The organism is Dyella japonica DSM 16301 (assembly GCF_001010355.1).
In the GTDB taxonomy this organism is placed as follows: Bacteria; Pseudomonadota; Gammaproteobacteria; order Xanthomonadales; family Rhodanobacteraceae; genus Dyella; species Dyella japonica.
The window spans coordinates 126,234-143,715 of the sequence record NZ_JPLA01000003.1 but is presented as its reverse complement, the minus strand read 5'-3'; the positions used below and the strand labels follow the sequence as shown (position 1 = coordinate 143,715).

Annotated in this window: 14 protein-coding genes and 1 tRNA gene; all 15 read right to left on the bottom strand. The window is 63.6% G+C overall.

Features of this window, described 5'->3' with window-relative positions; all coding sequences use genetic code 11:
- Nucleotides 1-112: 112 nt before the first annotated feature.
- Nucleotides 113-2,218, bottom strand: a complete 2,106-nt coding sequence (gene pnp, locus Y882_RS01915; RefSeq protein WP_046970174.1) for a polyribonucleotide nucleotidyltransferase — start codon at nt 2,216-2,218, stop codon at nt 113-115.
- An 83-nt stretch (nt 2,219-2,301) separates the two neighbouring features.
- On the bottom strand, nt 2,302-2,571 hold the full coding sequence (gene rpsO, locus Y882_RS01910) for a 30S ribosomal protein S15 (RefSeq protein ID WP_019464706.1): 270 nt from the start codon (nt 2,569-2,571) through the stop codon (nt 2,302-2,304).
- Between the two features lie 145 nt (nt 2,572-2,716).
- Nucleotides 2,717-3,649, bottom strand: coding sequence for a tRNA pseudouridine(55) synthase TruB (gene truB, locus Y882_RS01905; RefSeq protein WP_046970173.1), 933 nt, complete (start codon nt 3,647-3,649; stop codon nt 2,717-2,719).
- 189 nt (nt 3,650-3,838) lie between these two features.
- A complete protein-coding gene (rbfA, locus tag Y882_RS01900) occupies nt 3,839-4,240 on the bottom strand; it encodes a 30S ribosome-binding factor RbfA (protein ID WP_046970172.1) in 402 nt (133 codons plus the stop codon).
- A 197-nt stretch (nt 4,241-4,437) separates the two neighbouring features.
- Nucleotides 4,438-7,311 carry a translation initiation factor IF-2 gene (gene infB / locus Y882_RS01895; RefSeq protein ID WP_046970171.1) on the bottom strand — a complete coding sequence of 958 codons (2,874 nt, stop codon included), beginning with the start codon at nt 7,309-7,311 and terminating at the stop codon, nt 4,438-4,440.
- 125 nt (nt 7,312-7,436) lie between these two features.
- On the bottom strand, nt 7,437-8,942 hold the full coding sequence (nusA, locus tag Y882_RS01890; protein WP_046970170.1) for a transcription termination factor NusA: 1,506 nt from the start codon (nt 8,940-8,942) through the stop codon (nt 7,437-7,439).
- A 49-nt stretch (nt 8,943-8,991) separates the two neighbouring features.
- A complete protein-coding gene (locus tag Y882_RS01885; protein WP_046970169.1) occupies nt 8,992-9,507 on the bottom strand; it encodes a ribosome maturation factor RimP in 516 nt (171 codons plus the stop codon).
- 222 nt (nt 9,508-9,729) lie between these two features.
- A tRNA-Met gene (locus tag Y882_RS01880) sits at nt 9,730-9,806 on the bottom strand.
- 124 nt (nt 9,807-9,930) lie between these two features.
- Complete coding sequence (nuoN, locus tag Y882_RS01875; RefSeq protein WP_046970168.1) at nt 9,931-11,370, bottom strand: NADH-quinone oxidoreductase subunit NuoN; 1,440 nt, start codon at nt 11,368-11,370, stop codon at nt 9,931-9,933.
- Between the two features lie 12 nt (nt 11,371-11,382).
- On the bottom strand, nt 11,383-12,891 hold the full coding sequence (locus Y882_RS01870) for an NADH-quinone oxidoreductase subunit M (RefSeq protein WP_046970167.1): 1,509 nt from the start codon (nt 12,889-12,891) through the stop codon (nt 11,383-11,385).
- Between the two features lie 13 nt (nt 12,892-12,904).
- Nucleotides 12,905-14,980, bottom strand: a complete 2,076-nt coding sequence (nuoL, locus tag Y882_RS01865; RefSeq protein ID WP_046970166.1) for an NADH-quinone oxidoreductase subunit L — start codon at nt 14,978-14,980, stop codon at nt 12,905-12,907.
- A gap of 4 nt (nt 14,981-14,984) precedes the next feature.
- The gene (nuoK, locus tag Y882_RS01860) at nt 14,985-15,290 is read right to left on the bottom strand and encodes an NADH-quinone oxidoreductase subunit NuoK (protein WP_046970165.1); all 306 of its coding nucleotides are present in this window, start codon (nt 15,288-15,290) and stop codon (nt 14,985-14,987) included.
- Nucleotides 15,287-15,940, bottom strand: coding sequence for an NADH-quinone oxidoreductase subunit J (locus tag Y882_RS01855; RefSeq protein ID WP_046970164.1), 654 nt, complete (start codon nt 15,938-15,940; stop codon nt 15,287-15,289). Before Y882_RS01855 ends, nuoK begins: the two co-directional genes overlap by 4 nt.
- A 12-nt stretch (nt 15,941-15,952) precedes the next feature.
- A complete protein-coding gene (nuoI, locus tag Y882_RS01850) occupies nt 15,953-16,444 on the bottom strand; it encodes an NADH-quinone oxidoreductase subunit NuoI (RefSeq protein ID WP_046970163.1) in 492 nt (163 codons plus the stop codon).
- 6 nt (nt 16,445-16,450) lie between these two features.
- The gene (gene nuoH / locus Y882_RS01845; protein ID WP_046970162.1) at nt 16,451-17,479 is read right to left on the bottom strand and encodes an NADH-quinone oxidoreductase subunit NuoH; all 1,029 of its coding nucleotides are present in this window, start codon (nt 17,477-17,479) and stop codon (nt 16,451-16,453) included.
- Nucleotides 17,480-17,482: the final 3 nt, after the last annotated feature.

The window sequence follows — 17,482 nt, the reverse complement described above, 5'->3', positions numbered from 1 at the left end:
CTGCGCCGGAATGACGAGCGAAGAGGCCGTTCGCCGCCTCCGATCATTCTCACCCGCCCAAAACAAAAGCCCGGCTTTCGCCGGGCTTCTGTGTGTACCTTGCGTCGACGACTTAGGCGCCTGCGCCTTCGTCCTCGGTCACGGCCTTCATGGACAGGCGGATACGGCCCTGCTTGTCCACTTCGAGCACCTTGACCTTGACGATGTCGCCTTCCTTGAGCTTGTCGGAGACCTTTTCCACGCGCTCGCTGGAGATCTGCGAGACGTGCACCAGGCCGTCCTTGCCCGGCATGATGGTCACGAACGCGCCGAAGTCCATCAGCTTGGCAACCTTGCCTTCGTAGATGCGGCCCGGCTCGACGTCGGAGACGATCTGCTCGATGCGCGCCTTGGCGGCGTTGGCTGCTTCGCGGTTGACCGAGGCGATGATCACGGTGCCGTCATCGCTGATGTCGATGGTGGTGCCGGTCTCTTCGGTGATCGAACGGATGGTTGCGCCACCCTTGCCGATCACTTCGCGGATCTTGTCCGGATGGATCTTGATGGTGAGCAGGCGCGGGGCGAACTCGCTCATCTCGGTGCGGGCGGTGCTGATCACCTTGGCCATTTCGCCGAGGATGTGCAGACGACCACGCTTGGCCTGTTCCAGCGCCACCTTCATGATCTCTTCGGTGATGCCGTCGATCTTGATGTCCATCTGCAGCGCGGAGATGCCATCGGCACTACCGGCTACCTTGAAGTCCATGTCGCCGAGGTGATCTTCGTCACCCAGGATGTCCGACAGCACGACGAAGTCGCTGCCTTCCTTGACCAGACCCATGGCGATACCGGCGACCGGCGACTTCAGCGGAACGCCCGCGTCCATCATGGCCAGCGACGAACCGCACACCGAAGCCATCGACGAGGAGCCGTTGGATTCGGTGATTTCCGAAACCACGCGCACCACGTACGGGAATTCTTCGATGGACGGCTTGACCGCCTGCACGCCGCGCTTGGCGAGGCGGCCGTGGCCGATTTCGCGACGCTTCGGCGCGCCGAAGCGACCGGCTTCACCGACCGAGAACGGCGGGAAGTTGTAGTGGAACAGGAACGGATCCTTCGACTCGCCTTCCGGCGCATCGATGATCTGCGCATCACGGGTGGTGCCCAGCGTGGTCACGACCAGCGCCTGGGTTTCGCCGCGGGTGAACAGCGCCGAACCATGGGTGCGCGGCAGCACGCCGACACGGATGGAGATCGGGCGGACGTCGTCGAGGTTGCGACCGTCGATGCGGATCTTGGTCTTGAGGACGCCGTCGCGCATGGTGCGGTATTCGAGCTCGGCGAATTCCTTCGACAGCTCGGCCTTGTCCCAGCCCTTGGCTTCGACGTCGGCGGCCAGCGAGGCGAGCACGTCGCTCTTGATGGCAGCGATGGCGTCGCGGCGCTGCAGCTTGTCGCGCACCTGGAAGGCGGCTTCCAGCTGGTTGCCGACGGCGCCGGTGAGGGCGGCGATCAGCGACTCGTTGCGGGCCGGAGCGGACCATGCCATGGACGGACGAGCCGCCTCGGTGGCCAGCTCGGCGATGGCGCGGACGGCCACCTGCAGCTGCTGGTGACCAAACACCACGGCGCCGAGCATCACTTCCTCGGACAGCAGCTTGGCTTCGGACTCCACCATCAGCACGGCGTTGGCCGTACCGGCGACGACCAGGTCAAGCTCGGAGGTCTTGAGCTCGGTGGCAGTCGGGTTGAGCAGGTACTTGCCGTTGGCGTAACCGACGCGGGCAGCGCCAATCGGACCCTTGAACGGGATACCGGCGAGGCTCAGCGCCGCGGAGGCGCCCAGCATGGCCGGGATGTCGCCGTCGATTTCCGGGTTCAGCGACACGACCTGTGCGATGACCTGCACTTCGTTCTTGAACTCTTCCGGGAACAGCGGGCGGACCGGACGATCGATCAGACGCGAGGTCAGCGTCTCCTTCTCGGTCGGGCGGCCTTCGCGCTTGAAGAAGCCACCCGGGATACGGCCCGCGGAGTAGAACTTCTCGACGTAGTCGACGGTGAGCGGGAAGAAATCCTGCCCTTCCTTCGCCTTGGCATTGGCCACCACGGTGACCAGCACAACCGTGCCGCCCATGCTGACCATGACGGCACCAGAAGCCTGGCGGGCGATTTCGCCCGTCTCCAGTGTGACTTCGTGATTACCGAACTGGAATGACTTGGTTACTTTCGCCACTGTCTTTTCCTGAATTGGGAAGTGCGGCCAGAGTTGGCCGCTTTTTGACCTTCGCGCTCACGAATGAACGCGAACATCAACACTTAGCGACGGAGGCCGAGGCGCTCGATGAGGCCCTGGTAGCGAGCCAGGTCACGATCCTTCAGGTAGGCAAGCAGACGCTTGCGCTGGTTGACCAGCTTGAGCAGGCCGCGGCGGGAATGGTGATCCTGCTTGTGCGCCTTGAAGTGGTCGGTGAGGTGGTCGATGCGGGCCGACAGCAGGGCGACCTGCACTTCCGGCGAACCCGTATCGTTCGGCACGCGGCCGAAGTCAGCGATGATTTTGCCGGTCTGTTCAGCGGTAAGGGACATTGGTATCTCTTCCTAAAAAAGCGGTGCGAAGCTTGCGCAACGTCACGTTGGTGACGTTGCGCAAGCTTCGCCTTGATGAATGAAAAGTCTGGAACAAGCTCCGTATTGTAGCGACCGGAGCCCTATGACAACAAGACCGTCATAGTCAGTGGCTAGGTTTACCGTCCGGGGACAGGTTAAAACCCCGCACGATGCACAGTTTTCCGCCCACCGTCTCGCTCAGGGCGAGCAGGCGGCCGTCGTCGGCGAACACCGCATGCCGGCCAGCCAGGGCCGGATCCACTGGAATCTGCTGCCCCTGTGAGACGGCCAGGCTCTGCCCGGCGTCCAGGTGCATGGCGGGCAGATCGGCCAGGGCCGCGGAGACCGGCAACAGGTACGGCAACAGTGCCTCGTCGCCCTGCTCCAGTGCCGCCTGCAGCTGCTCCACCGTGACCATGGCCGGTTCTCGGAACGGTTCCACCCATAGCCGGCGCAGCGCGGTCAGATGGGCGCCACAGCCCAGGTCCTCGCCCAGGTCGACGGCCAAACTGCGCACATAGGTGCCCGAGCCACATTCGACGTAAAGCGTGAGGCTGTCAGCGGTGCGCGACACCACCTCCAGCCGGTAGACCTCCACCTCGCGCGAGGGCACGTCCACGGCCTCGCCACGGCGCGCCTTCACATACAGCGGCTCGCCGTCCAGCTTGATGGCGGAATAGATCGGGGGTACCTGGGTGATGCGTCCGCGCAGCTTGGCCAGTGAGGCCTCGATGACCTCGTCGGTGAGCGCAGGCACCGGCCGCTCCTGCACGATCTCGCCTTCAAGGTCTGCCGTTGACGTGGTGGCGCCCAGCCGGCACTCGGCCAGATAGGCCTTGCGCGAGCCCAGCAGCATGCCGGCCAGCTTGGTCGCCTCGCCGAAGCACAGCGGCAGCAGGCCGGTGGCGAGCGGATCGAGCGCGCCGGTGTGGCCGCCCTTCTCCGCCCGGAAAATACCTTTGCGTACGACCTGCAGGGCCGCGTTGGAGCTGAGCTCCAGCGGCTTGTCCAGCAGCACGATGCCGTGCAGGTCGCGGAAACGAATCTTGCGCTTCATGGGGGTTTTAGTTCTTGAAGCCTGTTCTGGAACTCACGTCAACGCTTGCTTCCCTCACCGTCATTCCGGCGAAAGCCGGAATCCAGTGCCTTTCGCTCTTGGGTTGCGCATAAAAAGGCGCTGGATTCCGGCTTTCGCCGGAATGACGGTGAAGGGTGACGAACGTCGAGGTGAGACGCGCGCAGACGCTCAGCCCTTCTCGCCTTCGCCTTCGCCCTCGCCTTCCTCATCCGCAGCCGGCATGCGTGCAGCTTCCTGCCGCAACAGGGTCTCGATGCGCTCGCCCTTGTCGACCGAGTCGTCGTACTTGAAGCGCAGCTCCGGCACGCGGCGCAGGCGCATGGTGCGGGACAGCTCGCGGCGAAATTCCACCGCCAGCTCTTTCAGCGCCTTCATGGCTTCGAGGGAACGCTCCGGCTGCAAGGCCGTGATCCACACCGTTGCCCAGTCGAGATCGCGGGTGACTTCCACGTCTGACACGCTCATCAATGGCAGGCCGTGGTCGCGCACGGCGGCATGGACCAGCAGGCCCAGCTCGCGGCGCAGTTCGGCGCCGACGCGGTCGGTACGTTTGAAATCGCGTGAGGGCATGGGGGTGCTCCTAGGTGTTTGCGCTCATCCCTGAACGCGAGGATCAAAAAGCGGCCGCCCATGGCCACACTCTTCAATGTGAGTGCCCACCAGCATGGCGGGACCCGAAAAAACGAAAGCGAGCGATGTGGTCATCCACACCGCCCGCCTCAATACCACCACTGCAAGTGTCGGCCCGGCGTGCGGGCCGTCCACTGTTACAGCGTGCGGGCCACCTCGATACGCTCGAAGCATTCGATCTGGTCGCCGACCTTGACGTCGTTGTACTGCTTCACGGCGATACCGCATTCCATGCCGTTGCGCACTTCGTCGACCAGGTCCTTGAAGCGACGCAGCGATTCCAGTTCGCCCTGGAACACCACGGTGTTGTCGCGCAACACGCGGATCGGCTTGCTGCGCTTGACCGTGCCTTCGATGACCATGCAACCGGCCACCGCGCCGAACTTGGAGCTGCGGAACACCTCGCGGACCTGCGCCACGCCGATGATCTCTTCGCGCACTTCCTTGCCCAGCAGACCGGAAGCGGCCTGCTTCACCTGGTCGATCACGTCGTAGATGATCGAGAAGTAACGGACATCGAGGCCCGAGGTATCGATCACCTTGCGCGCCGACGCATCGGCACGGACGTTGAAGCCGATCACCAGCGCCTTGGAGGCGGCGGCGAGGGTGGCGTCGGACTCGGTGATGCCGCCGACGCCGGCCGCGATCACGTTGACCTTCACGTTCTCGTTGCCGATCTGGCTGAGCGATTCGCGCAGTGCCTGCACCGAACCCTGCACGTCGGCCTTGACCAGGATGTTGAGCGTCTGCTGCTCTGCGCCCTGGGCCATCTGCGCCATGATGTCTTCAAGGCGGTTGGCCTTGCTGACCATGCGCGTTTCGCGACGCTTGAGCTGACGCTCGGCGGCCACTTCACGAGCGAGGCGTTCGTCGGCCACCACCACGAAGTCGTCACCGGCTTCCGGCACGCCGGACAGACCCAGCACCTGCACCGGAATGGACGGACCGGCTTCCTGCACGGTCTTGCCGGCTTCGTCGATCAGCGCACGCATGCGGCCATACTCGATACCGCAGACGACGAAGTCGCCGCGCTTGAGCGTGCCCTGCTGTACCAACACCGTCGCCACCGGGCCGCGACCGCGGTCCAGGCTGGATTCGATCACCACGCCGGAGGCGGGGCCATCTTCCACGGCGGTCAGCTCCATCACTTCGGCCTGCACCGAAATGGCGTCGAGCAGATCGTCGATGCCCATGCCGGTCTTGGCCGAGACCGGCACGAACGGGGTGTCGCCACCCCACTCTTCCGGAATCACTTCCAGATTGCCGAGGCCCTGCTTGACGTGGTCCGGATTGGCGTCGGACTTGTCCATCTTGTTGAGCGCCACGATCAGCGGCACCTTGGCGGCACGTGCATGCTGCACGGCTTCGGCCGTCTGCGGCATGACGCCGTCATCAGCTGCCACGACCAGCACCACGATATCCGTGGACTGGGCGCCGCGGGCACGCATCGAGGTGAACGCCGCGTGGCCTGGGGTATCCAGGAAGGTGATCACGCCCTTGGGCGTTTCCACGTGGTACGCACCGATGTGCTGGGTGATGCCACCGGCTTCGCCCGAGGCGACCTTGGTGCGGCGGATGTAATCCAGCAGCGAGGTCTTGCCGTGGTCGACGTGGCCCATGATGGTGACCACCGGCGGACGCGGCTTCTTCTCGCCCTCGAGCTCGGCGTTCTGCGTGTGGGCAGCCAGCGCGGCTTCGGCGTTGTTCTCGCTCGCCGCGACCGGGGTATGGCCCAGCTCTTCGACCACCAGCACCGCGGTGTCGTGGTCGATGGTCTGGTTGATGGTGGCCATCACGCCCATCTTGAAGAGGGCCTTGACCACTTCCGAACCCTTGACCGCCATCTTGTTGGCCAGGTCGGCCACCACGTTGTGGTCACCGATCACGACTTCGCGCACCACCGCAGCGGTGGGACGGGTGAAGCCATGCGGGCCGCTGGAGGACGGGCTGCTATACCGCGAGGTATCGCGGCTCGGGCCACGGCCGGCCTTGCCGCCACGCTTGTTGTTGCTGGAGCGGCGCGCACGGTCGGCGTCGCTCAGGTGCATCTCGCCTGCGGCGAAGCGCTTGCCACCGGGGCCTTCCTCGCGCTCGCGGGCATAACGGGTCTTGTTGCTGCTGCCAGCCGGTGCCGCGGCGCCTGCTGCTGCATTGGGAGCACCCGGCGTACGGGGTGCACCTGCGGCGGGCGCTGCTGCCGGAGCGGGGGCCGGAGCCGGAGCGGGCGCAGCCGCCACGACCACGACCTTCTTCTCGCGGCGACGCGGCTCGTGGATGGTCGGCACGATCATGCCCAGCGCGCTGTGATCGATGCGCTGGACCGACTGTTCGACCGGAGCCTGCTTTTCGGCGACTTCGGCGCTGACCGGCTCGACCGTCACCGGCGTGGGCTCGCTGCGAGTCGGTGCGGAAGCAGCTTCGGCAGCCACCTGGCGCTCCTGCTGTTCCCTGGCGCGCGCGGCGGCCTCAGCCTCGGCCTGCTGGCGACGCTGTTCTTCTTCGGCCTCGCGCTGGCGCTGAGCCTCGTCGGCGCGCTGCTGGGCTTCTTCCTGGCGGCGGCGATCCGCATCCAGGCGCTCGTTTTCTTCGTGGTCGCGCTGCGTCTGAGATTCCTGCAGCTTGCGCACGGCGTCTTCGCGCTCGACGTCATTGCCCGCTTCTTCGGCGATGACGCTGCGCTTGACGTAGGTCCGCTTGGCGCGCACTTCGACGTTCACCGTCTTGGCGCTGGCAGCGGCACCGCGGCCGCCCGGCGTGGCGACTTTGAGCTCGCTGACCTTGCGACGCTTGAGGGTGATCTGGCGGGGCGAGCTGTCGTCCGCTTCCGCGGGACTGATCTCGGTTTTGCCATGGGTACGGCGCAGGAAGCCCAGCAGCTTCACCTTTTCGGTGCTGCTGATGATCTGCTCCGGATCGGAGAATTTCATACCAGCTTCGCCCAGCTGCCCAAGCAGCCTGTCCACCGGCATGCCAAGTACCTTGGCAAGTTGTTTGATCGTTACGTCCGACATCGTGTTCTTTCTCCGCCGTTCCCGCGCTTAACGTCCGTGCGGCTTCGCCTGCACAGCCAACCCATCCATGGTGGAGGCATCTCAGCCCTCCTCGGTGCGCTCTTCCAGAGCGCTACCGCCCGCGGTTAGCCACCTTTCTCCAGACGAGCGATCATCGGCGCACGTGCTGCCATGATCAGCGCCGCAGCGCGTTCCTCGTCCATGCCATCGATGTCGATCAGGTCATCAACCGCGAGGTCGGCCAGATCGTCCACCGAGACCACTTCACGCGAAGCCAGCGCAAACGCGGTGGCTTCGTCCATGCCCGGCAGATGCAGGAGTTCGTCGGACGGCTGATGCTCGTCGATGCCCTCTTCCACGGCCAGTGCTTCGGTGAGCAGCGCGTCGCGGGCGCGGGCGCGGAGCTCTTCAACAATGTCTTCGTCGAAACCTTCCACGGCCAGCAGCTCGGCGCTCGGCACATAGGCGATTTCTTCGACGCTGGAGAAGCCTTCCTGCACGAGGATGTTGGCGATCTCCTGGTCCACTTCCAGCTTTTCCATGAACAGCTGGCGGGCGGATTCCTGTTCGGCCTCGCTCTTGGCGGCGACCTGGTCCTGCGTCATCACGTTGAGCTGCCAGCCGGTGAGCTTGCTGGCCAGGCGCACGTTCTGGCCACCGCGACCGATGGCCTGGGACAGCTTGTCCTCGGCCACGGCGATGTCCATCGAGTGCTTCTCTTCGTCCATGATAATGGACTGCACTTCAGCCGGCGCCATGGCGTTGATGACGTACTGGGCCTGGTTTTCGTGCCACAGGATGATGTCCACGCGCTCGCCATTGAGCTCGTTGGACACGGCCTGCACACGCGAACCGCGCATGCCGATGCAGGCGCCGATGGGATCGGTGCGGGTATCGTGCGCGACCACGGCGATCTTGGCGCGGTCGCCCGGATCGCGGGCACAGCCCTTGATCTCGACCAGGCCCTGGCCCACTTCCGGCACTTCGAGCTTGAACAGCTCGATCATGAACTCCGGCGCGGCGCGCGACACGAACAGCTGCGGGCCGCGGGCCTCGGAACGGACTTCGTAGAGGTAACCGCGCACGCGGTCGCCGACACGGGCCGATTCGCGCGGAATGGTGCGGTCGCGCGGGATGAAGGCCTCGGCATTGCTGCCCAGGTCCAGATAGACATTGCCGCGCTCGACGCGCTTGACGATGCCGGTGACCAGCTCGCCCACGCGTTCGCGGAAGGCGTCGACCACCTGCATGCGCTCGGCTTCGCGTACGCGCTGCACGATCACCTGCTTGGCGGCCTGCGCGGCGATGCGGCCGAATTCGGCGTTCTCGATCTGCGTCTCGATGTACTCGCCCACCTCGGCGCCTTCGCGCTCGTCGACGGCGTCCATCAGGCGCACCTGGTGGTACGGCGATTCCATCTCACCGTCGTCGGCGATGATTTCCCAGCGACGGAAGGTTTCGTAATCGCCGGTGTGGCGATCGATGACCACGCGGATATCCGGATCTTCGTCCGGATAGCGCTTCTTGGCGGCGGACGCGAGTGCCGCTTCCATGGCCTGGAAAATCACTTCACGCGGCACGCCTTTTTCATTGGCAACCGCGTCAACCACCAGCAAAAGTTCTTTGCTCATTGCAGCAACTCCGTAGACGCCGCCGGCGCCCCATCGGTTTTAAGTTGATTTACTTCGCGGCCTTCTTGCCCGGGGCTTTACCCGGCTTGGGCTGCGGCACATAACCGAGCGCCACCCAGTCGGGCACCACACGCGCGCTTTCCACGGCGTCATGGTCGAACTCGAAGGTCTTGCCTTCGGCTTCCAGCGAGATCCGCTCGCCTTCGACCGAGATCACCTTGCCGCGCAAGCGGCGACGTCCTTCCATGGGCGCCTTGAGCAAAATCTTCACTTCCGTTCCCGCCACCTTGGCGAACTGCGCCGCCGTGAACAACGGACGGTCGATGCCGGGCGAGGAAACTTCCAACACGTAATGACCCGGGATCGGATCTTCCACATCGAGCATGGCCGAGATTTCGCGGCTCGCCGCCTCGCAATCCTCGACGTTGATCTCGCGGCCTTCGATGTCGAGGAAGACACGCAGGGTACTCTGCCCCTGCGACGGGGTGAACTCCACGCCGATGCATTCCAGGCCAAGATCGGCCAGAACTTCCGTAAAGCGTTGAGCCAGTGCCTGCGTATCCATGATTGCCCTACCGTTACTGATCGCCAGAAACAAAAAATGGGCTCAAGCGGCCCATTCCATGCTCTTGAATAAGAGCGTCTCGCCGATGTCCCGACCCATCCAGACTCTTTCGGGGCACCTGGGGCGCAGCCAGCATCTAAGCGGCTTGTGACGCACGTGCGACGCTTCCTTGCGCCCAACAAAAAAGCCTCACGAGGAGGCTTTCTTGTTCTAAGAAAGATCTGGTAGCGGGGGTAGGATTCGAACCTACGACCTTCGGGTTATGAGCCCGACGAGCTGCCAGACTGCTCCACCCCGCATCAGAGTCCGCAAAGATTAGCGAGATGGCCGAATTCTTGCAAGCCTTTTCGCTAACTAATTTCACTTCATCGCCAAGAAAGCGTAACGGAGATGCGGCCGTCACGCCCCCAAATCAAGCAGTCTTCAGCCGACGAAAACGCTCTGGCACCAGCCGAACAGCGGGCCCCAGACGATGCCGAGCACCAGCAGCGCCAGCACATTCAAGGACAGTACCAGGCGTACCGAGACGTCCTTCTGCAGGTGCACTTCGGTGCCTTCCACCGGCTTGTCGAAGTACATCACCTTGACCACGCGCAGGTAGTAGTAGAGGCCGATGATGGCGAACACCGCGCCGACCAGGGCAAGCCACAGGTAGCCGGCATGGATCGCGGCCTGGAACACCAGCAGCTTGCCGAAGAAGCCGAACAGCGGCGGTACGCCGGCCAGCGAGAACATCACCAGCATCATCAGGAACGCAGCCCACGGCGAGCGCTGGTTGAGGCCCTTGAGATCGTCGATCTCTTCGCACTCGAAGCCGGCACGCGCCAGCGCCAGGATCATGCCGAACGCCGCGGCACTGGTGATCGCATAGCTGATCGCATAGAACAGCGACGCGGCATAGCCTTCCGGACCGGCATTGACCAGACCAACCAGCAGATAACCCATGTGCGAGATGGTCGAATAGGCCAGCAGGCGCTTGAGGTTGGTCTGCACGATGGCGACGATGTTGCCGATCGCCAGCGACAACACGGCCAGGCACGCCAGCATCAGCTGCCAGTGCTGGGACAGGTCGCCCAGACCCGAGGCCAGCAAGCGGTAGGCCATACCGAACGCCGCCAGTTTCTGCGCGGAACCGATGAAGACCGTCACCGCCGTCGGCGAACCCTGGTACACGTCCGGGATCCACATGTGGAACGGCGCGGCACCGAGCTTGAAGCCGATACCCACGATCATGAAGATCAGGCCGAACACCAGCAGATGCGGCATGCCGGTGTGGCCGGCCGCCGTGTGCAGGCGCACGAGGTCGAGCGTGCCGGTGGCGCCGTAGACCATCGACATGCCGTACAGCAGCATGCCCGAGGCCAGCGCACCCAGCACGAAGTACTTGATGGCCGCTTCCGAGGACAGACGCGAATCGCGGTTGAGCGCGACCAGCGCGTACGACGACAGCGTCAGCAGTTCCAGGCCCAGGTACACCATGATCAGGTTGCCGGCGGACACCAGCAGCATGATGCCGATCACCGCAAAGATGGTCAGCGTGTAGAACTCGCCCACGAACAGCTTGCGATCCTGCAGATAGGGCTTGGCGTAGAAGAACACCAGCACCGTGGTCAGCAGCGAGAAGACCTTGAGGATCTCCGCGACGCCGTCGCGGATGAACATGCCGTTGAACGCCGTGACCGCCTGGCTGGGCTGGCCGGCGACGACCAGGTAGATGGCCACCAGCAGGACGGCGATCGACAGCCAGTGCAGCACCGGGCGCTGCTCGGGCTTCATGAAGGCATCCAGCAACAGCAGCAAGCACGCTGCCGCCACCAGATAGAACTCCGGCAACAGGATCAGTATGTCATTGAGATTCGGCATGATCAGTCCTGCTTAAATCTTGTGGTTGCCAAGCTGGGTCACCAGCTGCGTGACCGACGAATCCATCAGGTGGATCAGCGGCTGCGGCCAGATGCCTAGGGCGAACACGGCTGCGGCGAACGCGCCCAGCACAAACCATTCGCGTCCGTTGAGGTCCTTCATCTCCGCCACGTGCGGATTGGTGATGTCACCCCACAGCACGCGCTTGACCATGTACAGCGTGTACGCGGCACCGATGATCAGGGTGAAGGCGGCGAAGAAGGCGATCAGCGGATTGGCCTGGAAGCTGGCCAGGATCACCTGGAATTCGCCCACGAAACCGCTGGTACCCGGCAGGCCGCTGTTGGCCATGGCGAACACCACGTAGAAGAAGCCGAACCACGGCATCACGTTGATGACGCCGCCGTAGTCCTTGATCTGGCGGGTGTGCATGCGGTCGTACAGGACGCCAATGCACGAGAACATCGCGCCCGAGACGAAGCCGTGCGAGATCATCTGCACCATCGCACCCTGCATGCCCAGCTTGGCGGCATCGAGGTTGTTGCTGCCGCGCACCAGCATGAAGGCGATGAAGATGCCCAGCGTCACGAAGCCCATGTGCGCCACGGACGAATACGCCACCAGCTTCTTCATGTCCTCCTGCACCAGCGCGATGTAGCCGATGTAGACCACCGCGATCAGGCTGAGCCCAATCACCACCCAGGCGTACGCATCAGCGGCGTCCGGCGTGATCGGCAGCGAGAAGCGCAGGAAACCGTAGCCACCGATCTTCAGCATCACCGCGGCCAGCACCACCGAACCGCCGGTGGGCGCTTCCACGTGGGCATCCGGCAACCACGTATGCACCGGCACCATCGGCACCTTCACCGCGAAGGCGATCAGGAAGGCGAAGAACAGCCAGGTCTGCTCCTTCATGCTCAGCGGCAGCGCCGCCAGCGTGGCCAGGTCGAACGAACCGGCCTTCAGGTACAGGTAGATCAGGCCCACCAGCATGAAGATGGAGCCGAAGAACGTGTAGATGAAGAACTTCAGCGTGGCATAGACGCGACGCGGACCACCCCAGACACCGATGAGGATGAACATCGGGATCAGCATGGCCTCGAAGAACACGTAGAACAGCAACGCGTCGGTGGCGCAGAACACGCCGATCATCAGGCCCTCGAGCACCAGCATGGCGGACATGTACTGGTGCGGGTTGGTCTGGATGACCTCCCACGCGCCCACGATCACCAGGATGCCGACGAAGCTGGTCAGCAGGATCAGGGCCACCGAAATGCCGTCGACCGCCAGGTTGTAGTGGACGCCCAGCGAGGCGATCCACACATGGCTTTCGGCGAGCTGCTTGGTGGCGTCTGCCGCGTTGTACAGCGGCAGCATGTAGAGGCTGAGCACGAAGGTGAGGACGGCGACCGCCAGGGCGATCCAACGCGCAGCGTTGGGTCGGCCGGAGCCGGCGAGCAGCACCGGGATGGCACCCACCACGGGGAGCCAGATCAGCAGGCTGAGCAAATGATTGAACATGGAGCAGGTTCCCTTATTGCCCGACCAGCCAATACCCGCCAAGCAGCAGGATAAGGCCGAGAATCATCGCGAAGGCGTAGTGATAGAGATAGCCGGACTGCAGGCGACGCATACCACCTGCAATACGGTCGACCAGACCCGCCGAACCATTGACCAGCACGCCGTCGATAACCGCTGCATCGCCGCCCTTCCACAGGGCACGACCCAGCGCCATACCGCCGCGCGCGAAGACGATGAAATACACCGCGTCGAACCAGTACTTGTGGTTGAGCAGGTTATAGATCGGCTTGAGCGCGTTCTTGATGCGATCGGCCACGGACGGGTTGAACAGGTAGATGTAGGTCTGGATCGCGAACGCGGTCAGCACCAGCAGGAACGGCAGCTGCAGGAAGCCATGCAACGCCATGCCCACCGAACCGTGGAACTCCTTGGCCAGCTCGCCGAGGACATTGTTCGCCTCGTTGACGTGGATGGCCGAACCGAACCACTCGCCGTAAAGCATCGGCTGGATGGCGAGGAAGCCCACGATGATCGACGGGATCGCCAGCAGGATCAGCGGCAGCGTCACCACCCACGGCGACTCCTTCGGCGTCTCGTGCATGATGCCCTGCTCGTGATGACCGTGGTCATCCTTGTGCGAGACATGATGGTGCTCGTCGTGCGCGGCATGGTCGTCGTGGCCGTGAGCATGACCGTGGCCATGATCGTGCACCACCACGAAGCGCTCCTTGCCGTGGAAGGTCAGGTACATCTGGCGGAAGGTGTACAGCGCGGTCACGAAGGCGCCGGCCATCACGCAGAAGTAGGCGTAGGTGGCACCCCAGCGATGCGACTCGCCCACCGCTTCGATGATGGCGTCCTTGGAATAGAAGCCCGCGAAGAACGGCACGCCGCACAGCGCCAGCGAACCGATCCACATGGTGATCCAGGTGATCGGCATGTACTTGCGCAGGCCGCCCATGTAGCGCATGTCCTGCTCATGGTGCATGGCAATGATGACCGAGCCGGCACCCAGGAACAGCAGCGCCTTGAAGAAGGCATGCGTCATCAGGTGGAACACGGCGCCGGCATAAGCGGACACGCCCAGCGCCACCGTCATATAGCCCAGCTGCGACAGCGTGGAGTACGCGACGACGCGCTTGATGTCGTTCTGCACGATGCCGATCAGGCCGGTGAACAGCGCGCCGGTGGCGCCGATGATCATCACGAAGCTGAGCGCGGTTTCCGACAGTTCGAAGATGGGCGACATGCGCGCCACCATGAAGATGCCGGCGGTCACCATGGTCGCGGCGTGGATCAGTGCCGAGATCGGGGTGGGACCTTCCATCGAATCGGGCAGCCACACGTGCAGCGGCACCTGGGCGGACTTGCCCATCGCGCCGATGAACAGGCAGATGCAGATGACGGTAGCAGCATCCCAATGCGTGTTCTGGGTGATCTGCAGGGTCTTGCCCACCAGCGTCGGCGCCGCGGCGAAGGCCGTGGTGTAGTCGAGCGTGCCCAGGAAATACAGCACGCCGGCGATGCCGAGCAGGAAGCCGAAGTCGCCCACGCGGTTGACCAGGAACGCCTTGAGGTTGGCGAAGATCGCCGTCGGGCGCTTGTACCAGAAGCCGATCAGCAGGTACGACACCAGGCCCACCGCTTCCCAGCCGAAGAACAGCTGCATGAAGTTGTTGCTCATCACGAGCATCAACATCGAGAAGGTGAACAGCGAGATGTAGCTGAAGAAGCGCTGGTAGCCCGGATCATCGGCCATGTAGCCGATGGTGTAGATGTGCACCAGCAGCGACACGAAGGTCACCACCACCATCATCATGGCGGTCAGGCGATCGATCATGAAGCCGACGTGGGCGCTGTAGTTGCCGATCTCGAACCAGGTGTAGATGTTCTGGTTATAGATCGGTGCGCCGCCCGAGGTGAGCTGGTACAGCACGTAGAACGACAGGCCGCAGGCGATCGCCACGCCCAGGATGGTCACGCTGTGCGAGCCGGCGCGACCGATGAAGCGACCGAAGAAGCCCGCCAGCAGGCAGCCGACGAGCGGTGCCAGGGCGATGGTCAGCAGAATGGAGGTAGACAATTCCATCGGGTCAGCCCTTCATGCTGTCGATTTCGGCGACGTTGATGGTGCTGCGGTTGCGGAACAGCAGGACCAGGATCGCCAGGCCGATGGCGGTTTCCGCCGCAGCCACGGTGAGGATGAAGAACACGAACACCTGCCCTGCCACGTCACCCAGGAAACGGGAGAACGCGACGAAGTTGATGTTCACCGCCAGCAGCATCAGCTCGATCGACATCAGCAGCACGATGACGTTCTTGCGATTGATGAACAGACTGGCCAGCGCGATGCAGAACAGCACGGCGCCGAGCACGATGAAGTGCGAAAGCGTGATCATGGGGTGGTCTCCTTGCCCGGTGCCGGCTGGGGCGCGGCGGGAACTTCCGCCGCCATCTTCACCACGCGGACGCGGTCACGCGGGTTGACGCGAACCTGCTGCGAGGCCTGCTGGTGACGCACGCCGGTGCGCTGGCGCAGGGTCAGTACCACGGCGGCCACCACACCCACGGTCAGGATCAGCGCGGCCACTTCGAACGGCAGCAGGAACTGCGTGTAGAGCGCATTGCCCAGCCAGGCGGTGTTGGACATACCGGCCACGGTGGCGGGGTCGGCGCCCATCACGGCCTGGTGCATCGCACGCACGCCGATCAGCGCGAGCATTTCGCCCAGCATGACCAGGGCCACGATGATGCCGACCGGCAGGTATTTGATGAAGCCCTCGCGCACGTGCTCCTGCTTGATGTCCAGCATCATCACCACGAACAGGAACAGCACCATCACCGCGCCCACGTAGACCACGATCAGGGCAATGGCGAGGAATTCGGCTTCGGCCAGCAGCCAGATGCAGGCGGTGCTGAAGAAGGTGAGCACCAGCGACAGCACGGCATGCACCGTGTTGCGCAGCGTGATCACGCCCAGCGCCGCCACCACGGTGACGGCCGCGAAGGCGTAGAAGCACACGAGTTGGAACATATTCGGATCGATCATGATGTCCCGTCCTCAGCGATACGCGGCGTCTTGAGCGCGGGCAGCCGCGATGTCCTGCTCGAAGCGATCGCCGATGGCGAGCAGCTGCGGCTTGGTCACCACGTTCTCGCCACGCTGCTCGAAGTGGTACTCATGGATGTGCGTCTCGACGATCGAATCGACCGGGCAGCTCTCTTCGCAGAAGCCGCAGAAGATGCACTTGAACAGGTCGATGTCATAACGCGTGGTGCGGCGCTGGCCGTCACTCTCGCGCGGGGCGGAGTCGATGGTGATGGCGAGCGCCGGGCACACCGCCTCGCACAGCTTGCACGCGATGCAGCGCTCTTCGCCGTTGGCGTAGCGACGCAGCGCATGCAGGCCGCGGAAGCGGTTGGACTTGGGGATGTGCTCCATCGGATAGCGCATGGTGTACTTGGGGCTGAACATGTAACGCATGGTCAGGCCCAAGCCCTTGAACAGCTCGATAAGCAGCAGGCTTTTGAAATAGTGAGTTACGCGGGACATGTTTCTTCAGCCTCCCGTGCCGACGGTGACCCAGCCGAAAAACTTCATGCAGCCGGCGACGAGGACCCAGACGATGGTGATGGGAATGAATACCTTCCAGCCCAGACGCATGATCTGGTCATAGCGGTAACGCGGGAAGCTCGCGCGGAACCACAGGAACATGAAGGCAAAGACGAACACCTTGACGAACAGCCACAGCACGCTCGCCTGCCCCACGATGCCCCACGAGGCCGGCAGCGGCGACAGCCAGCCGCCCATGAACAGGATCGGCGCCAGGAAGCTGATCAGGATCATGTTGGCGTATTCGGCCAGGAAGAACAGCGCGAACGCCGAGCCCGAATACTCCACGTGGAAGCCGGCGACGATTTCCGACTCGCCTTCGGCCACGTCGAACGGCGCGCGGTTAGTTTCAGCCACGCCCGAGATGAAGTAGATGACGAACACCGGCAGCAGCGGCCACATGAACCAGTCGAAGATGCCCTTGCTGCCGGCCTGCGCATGCACGATGTCGGTCAGGTTCAGGGAACCGGCCAGCACCAGCACGCAGACCAGGCACAGGCCCATGGCCAGTTCGTACGAGATCACCTGTGCCGCCGAACGCATGGCACCCAGCAGCGCGTAGCGCGAGTTGGACGCCCAGCCGGCCAGGATGATGCCGTACACGCCTAGCGAGGTCATCGCCAGCAGGTACAGCAGGCCGGCGTTGACGTTGGCCAGCACCAGCTTGTCGTTGAAGGGAATCACCGCCCAGGCGGCCAGCGCCGGGATCAGTGCGATCAGCGGCGCCATGTAGTACAGGGCCCGGTTCGCGCTGGTCGGAAGAATCACTTCCTTGATCAGCAGCTTGGTGACGTCCGCAAAGGCCTGCAGCAGGCCGAACGGGCCGACCTTGTTGGGCCCCATGCGCACGTGCATCCAGCCGAGCACCTTGCGCTCCCACCACACGTACAGCGCCACCGTGATGACCAGCGGCAGGACGATGCACAGGATGTAGACGATCGGCAAGCCGACTTGATTGATGAGCTGATCGAGCATGCG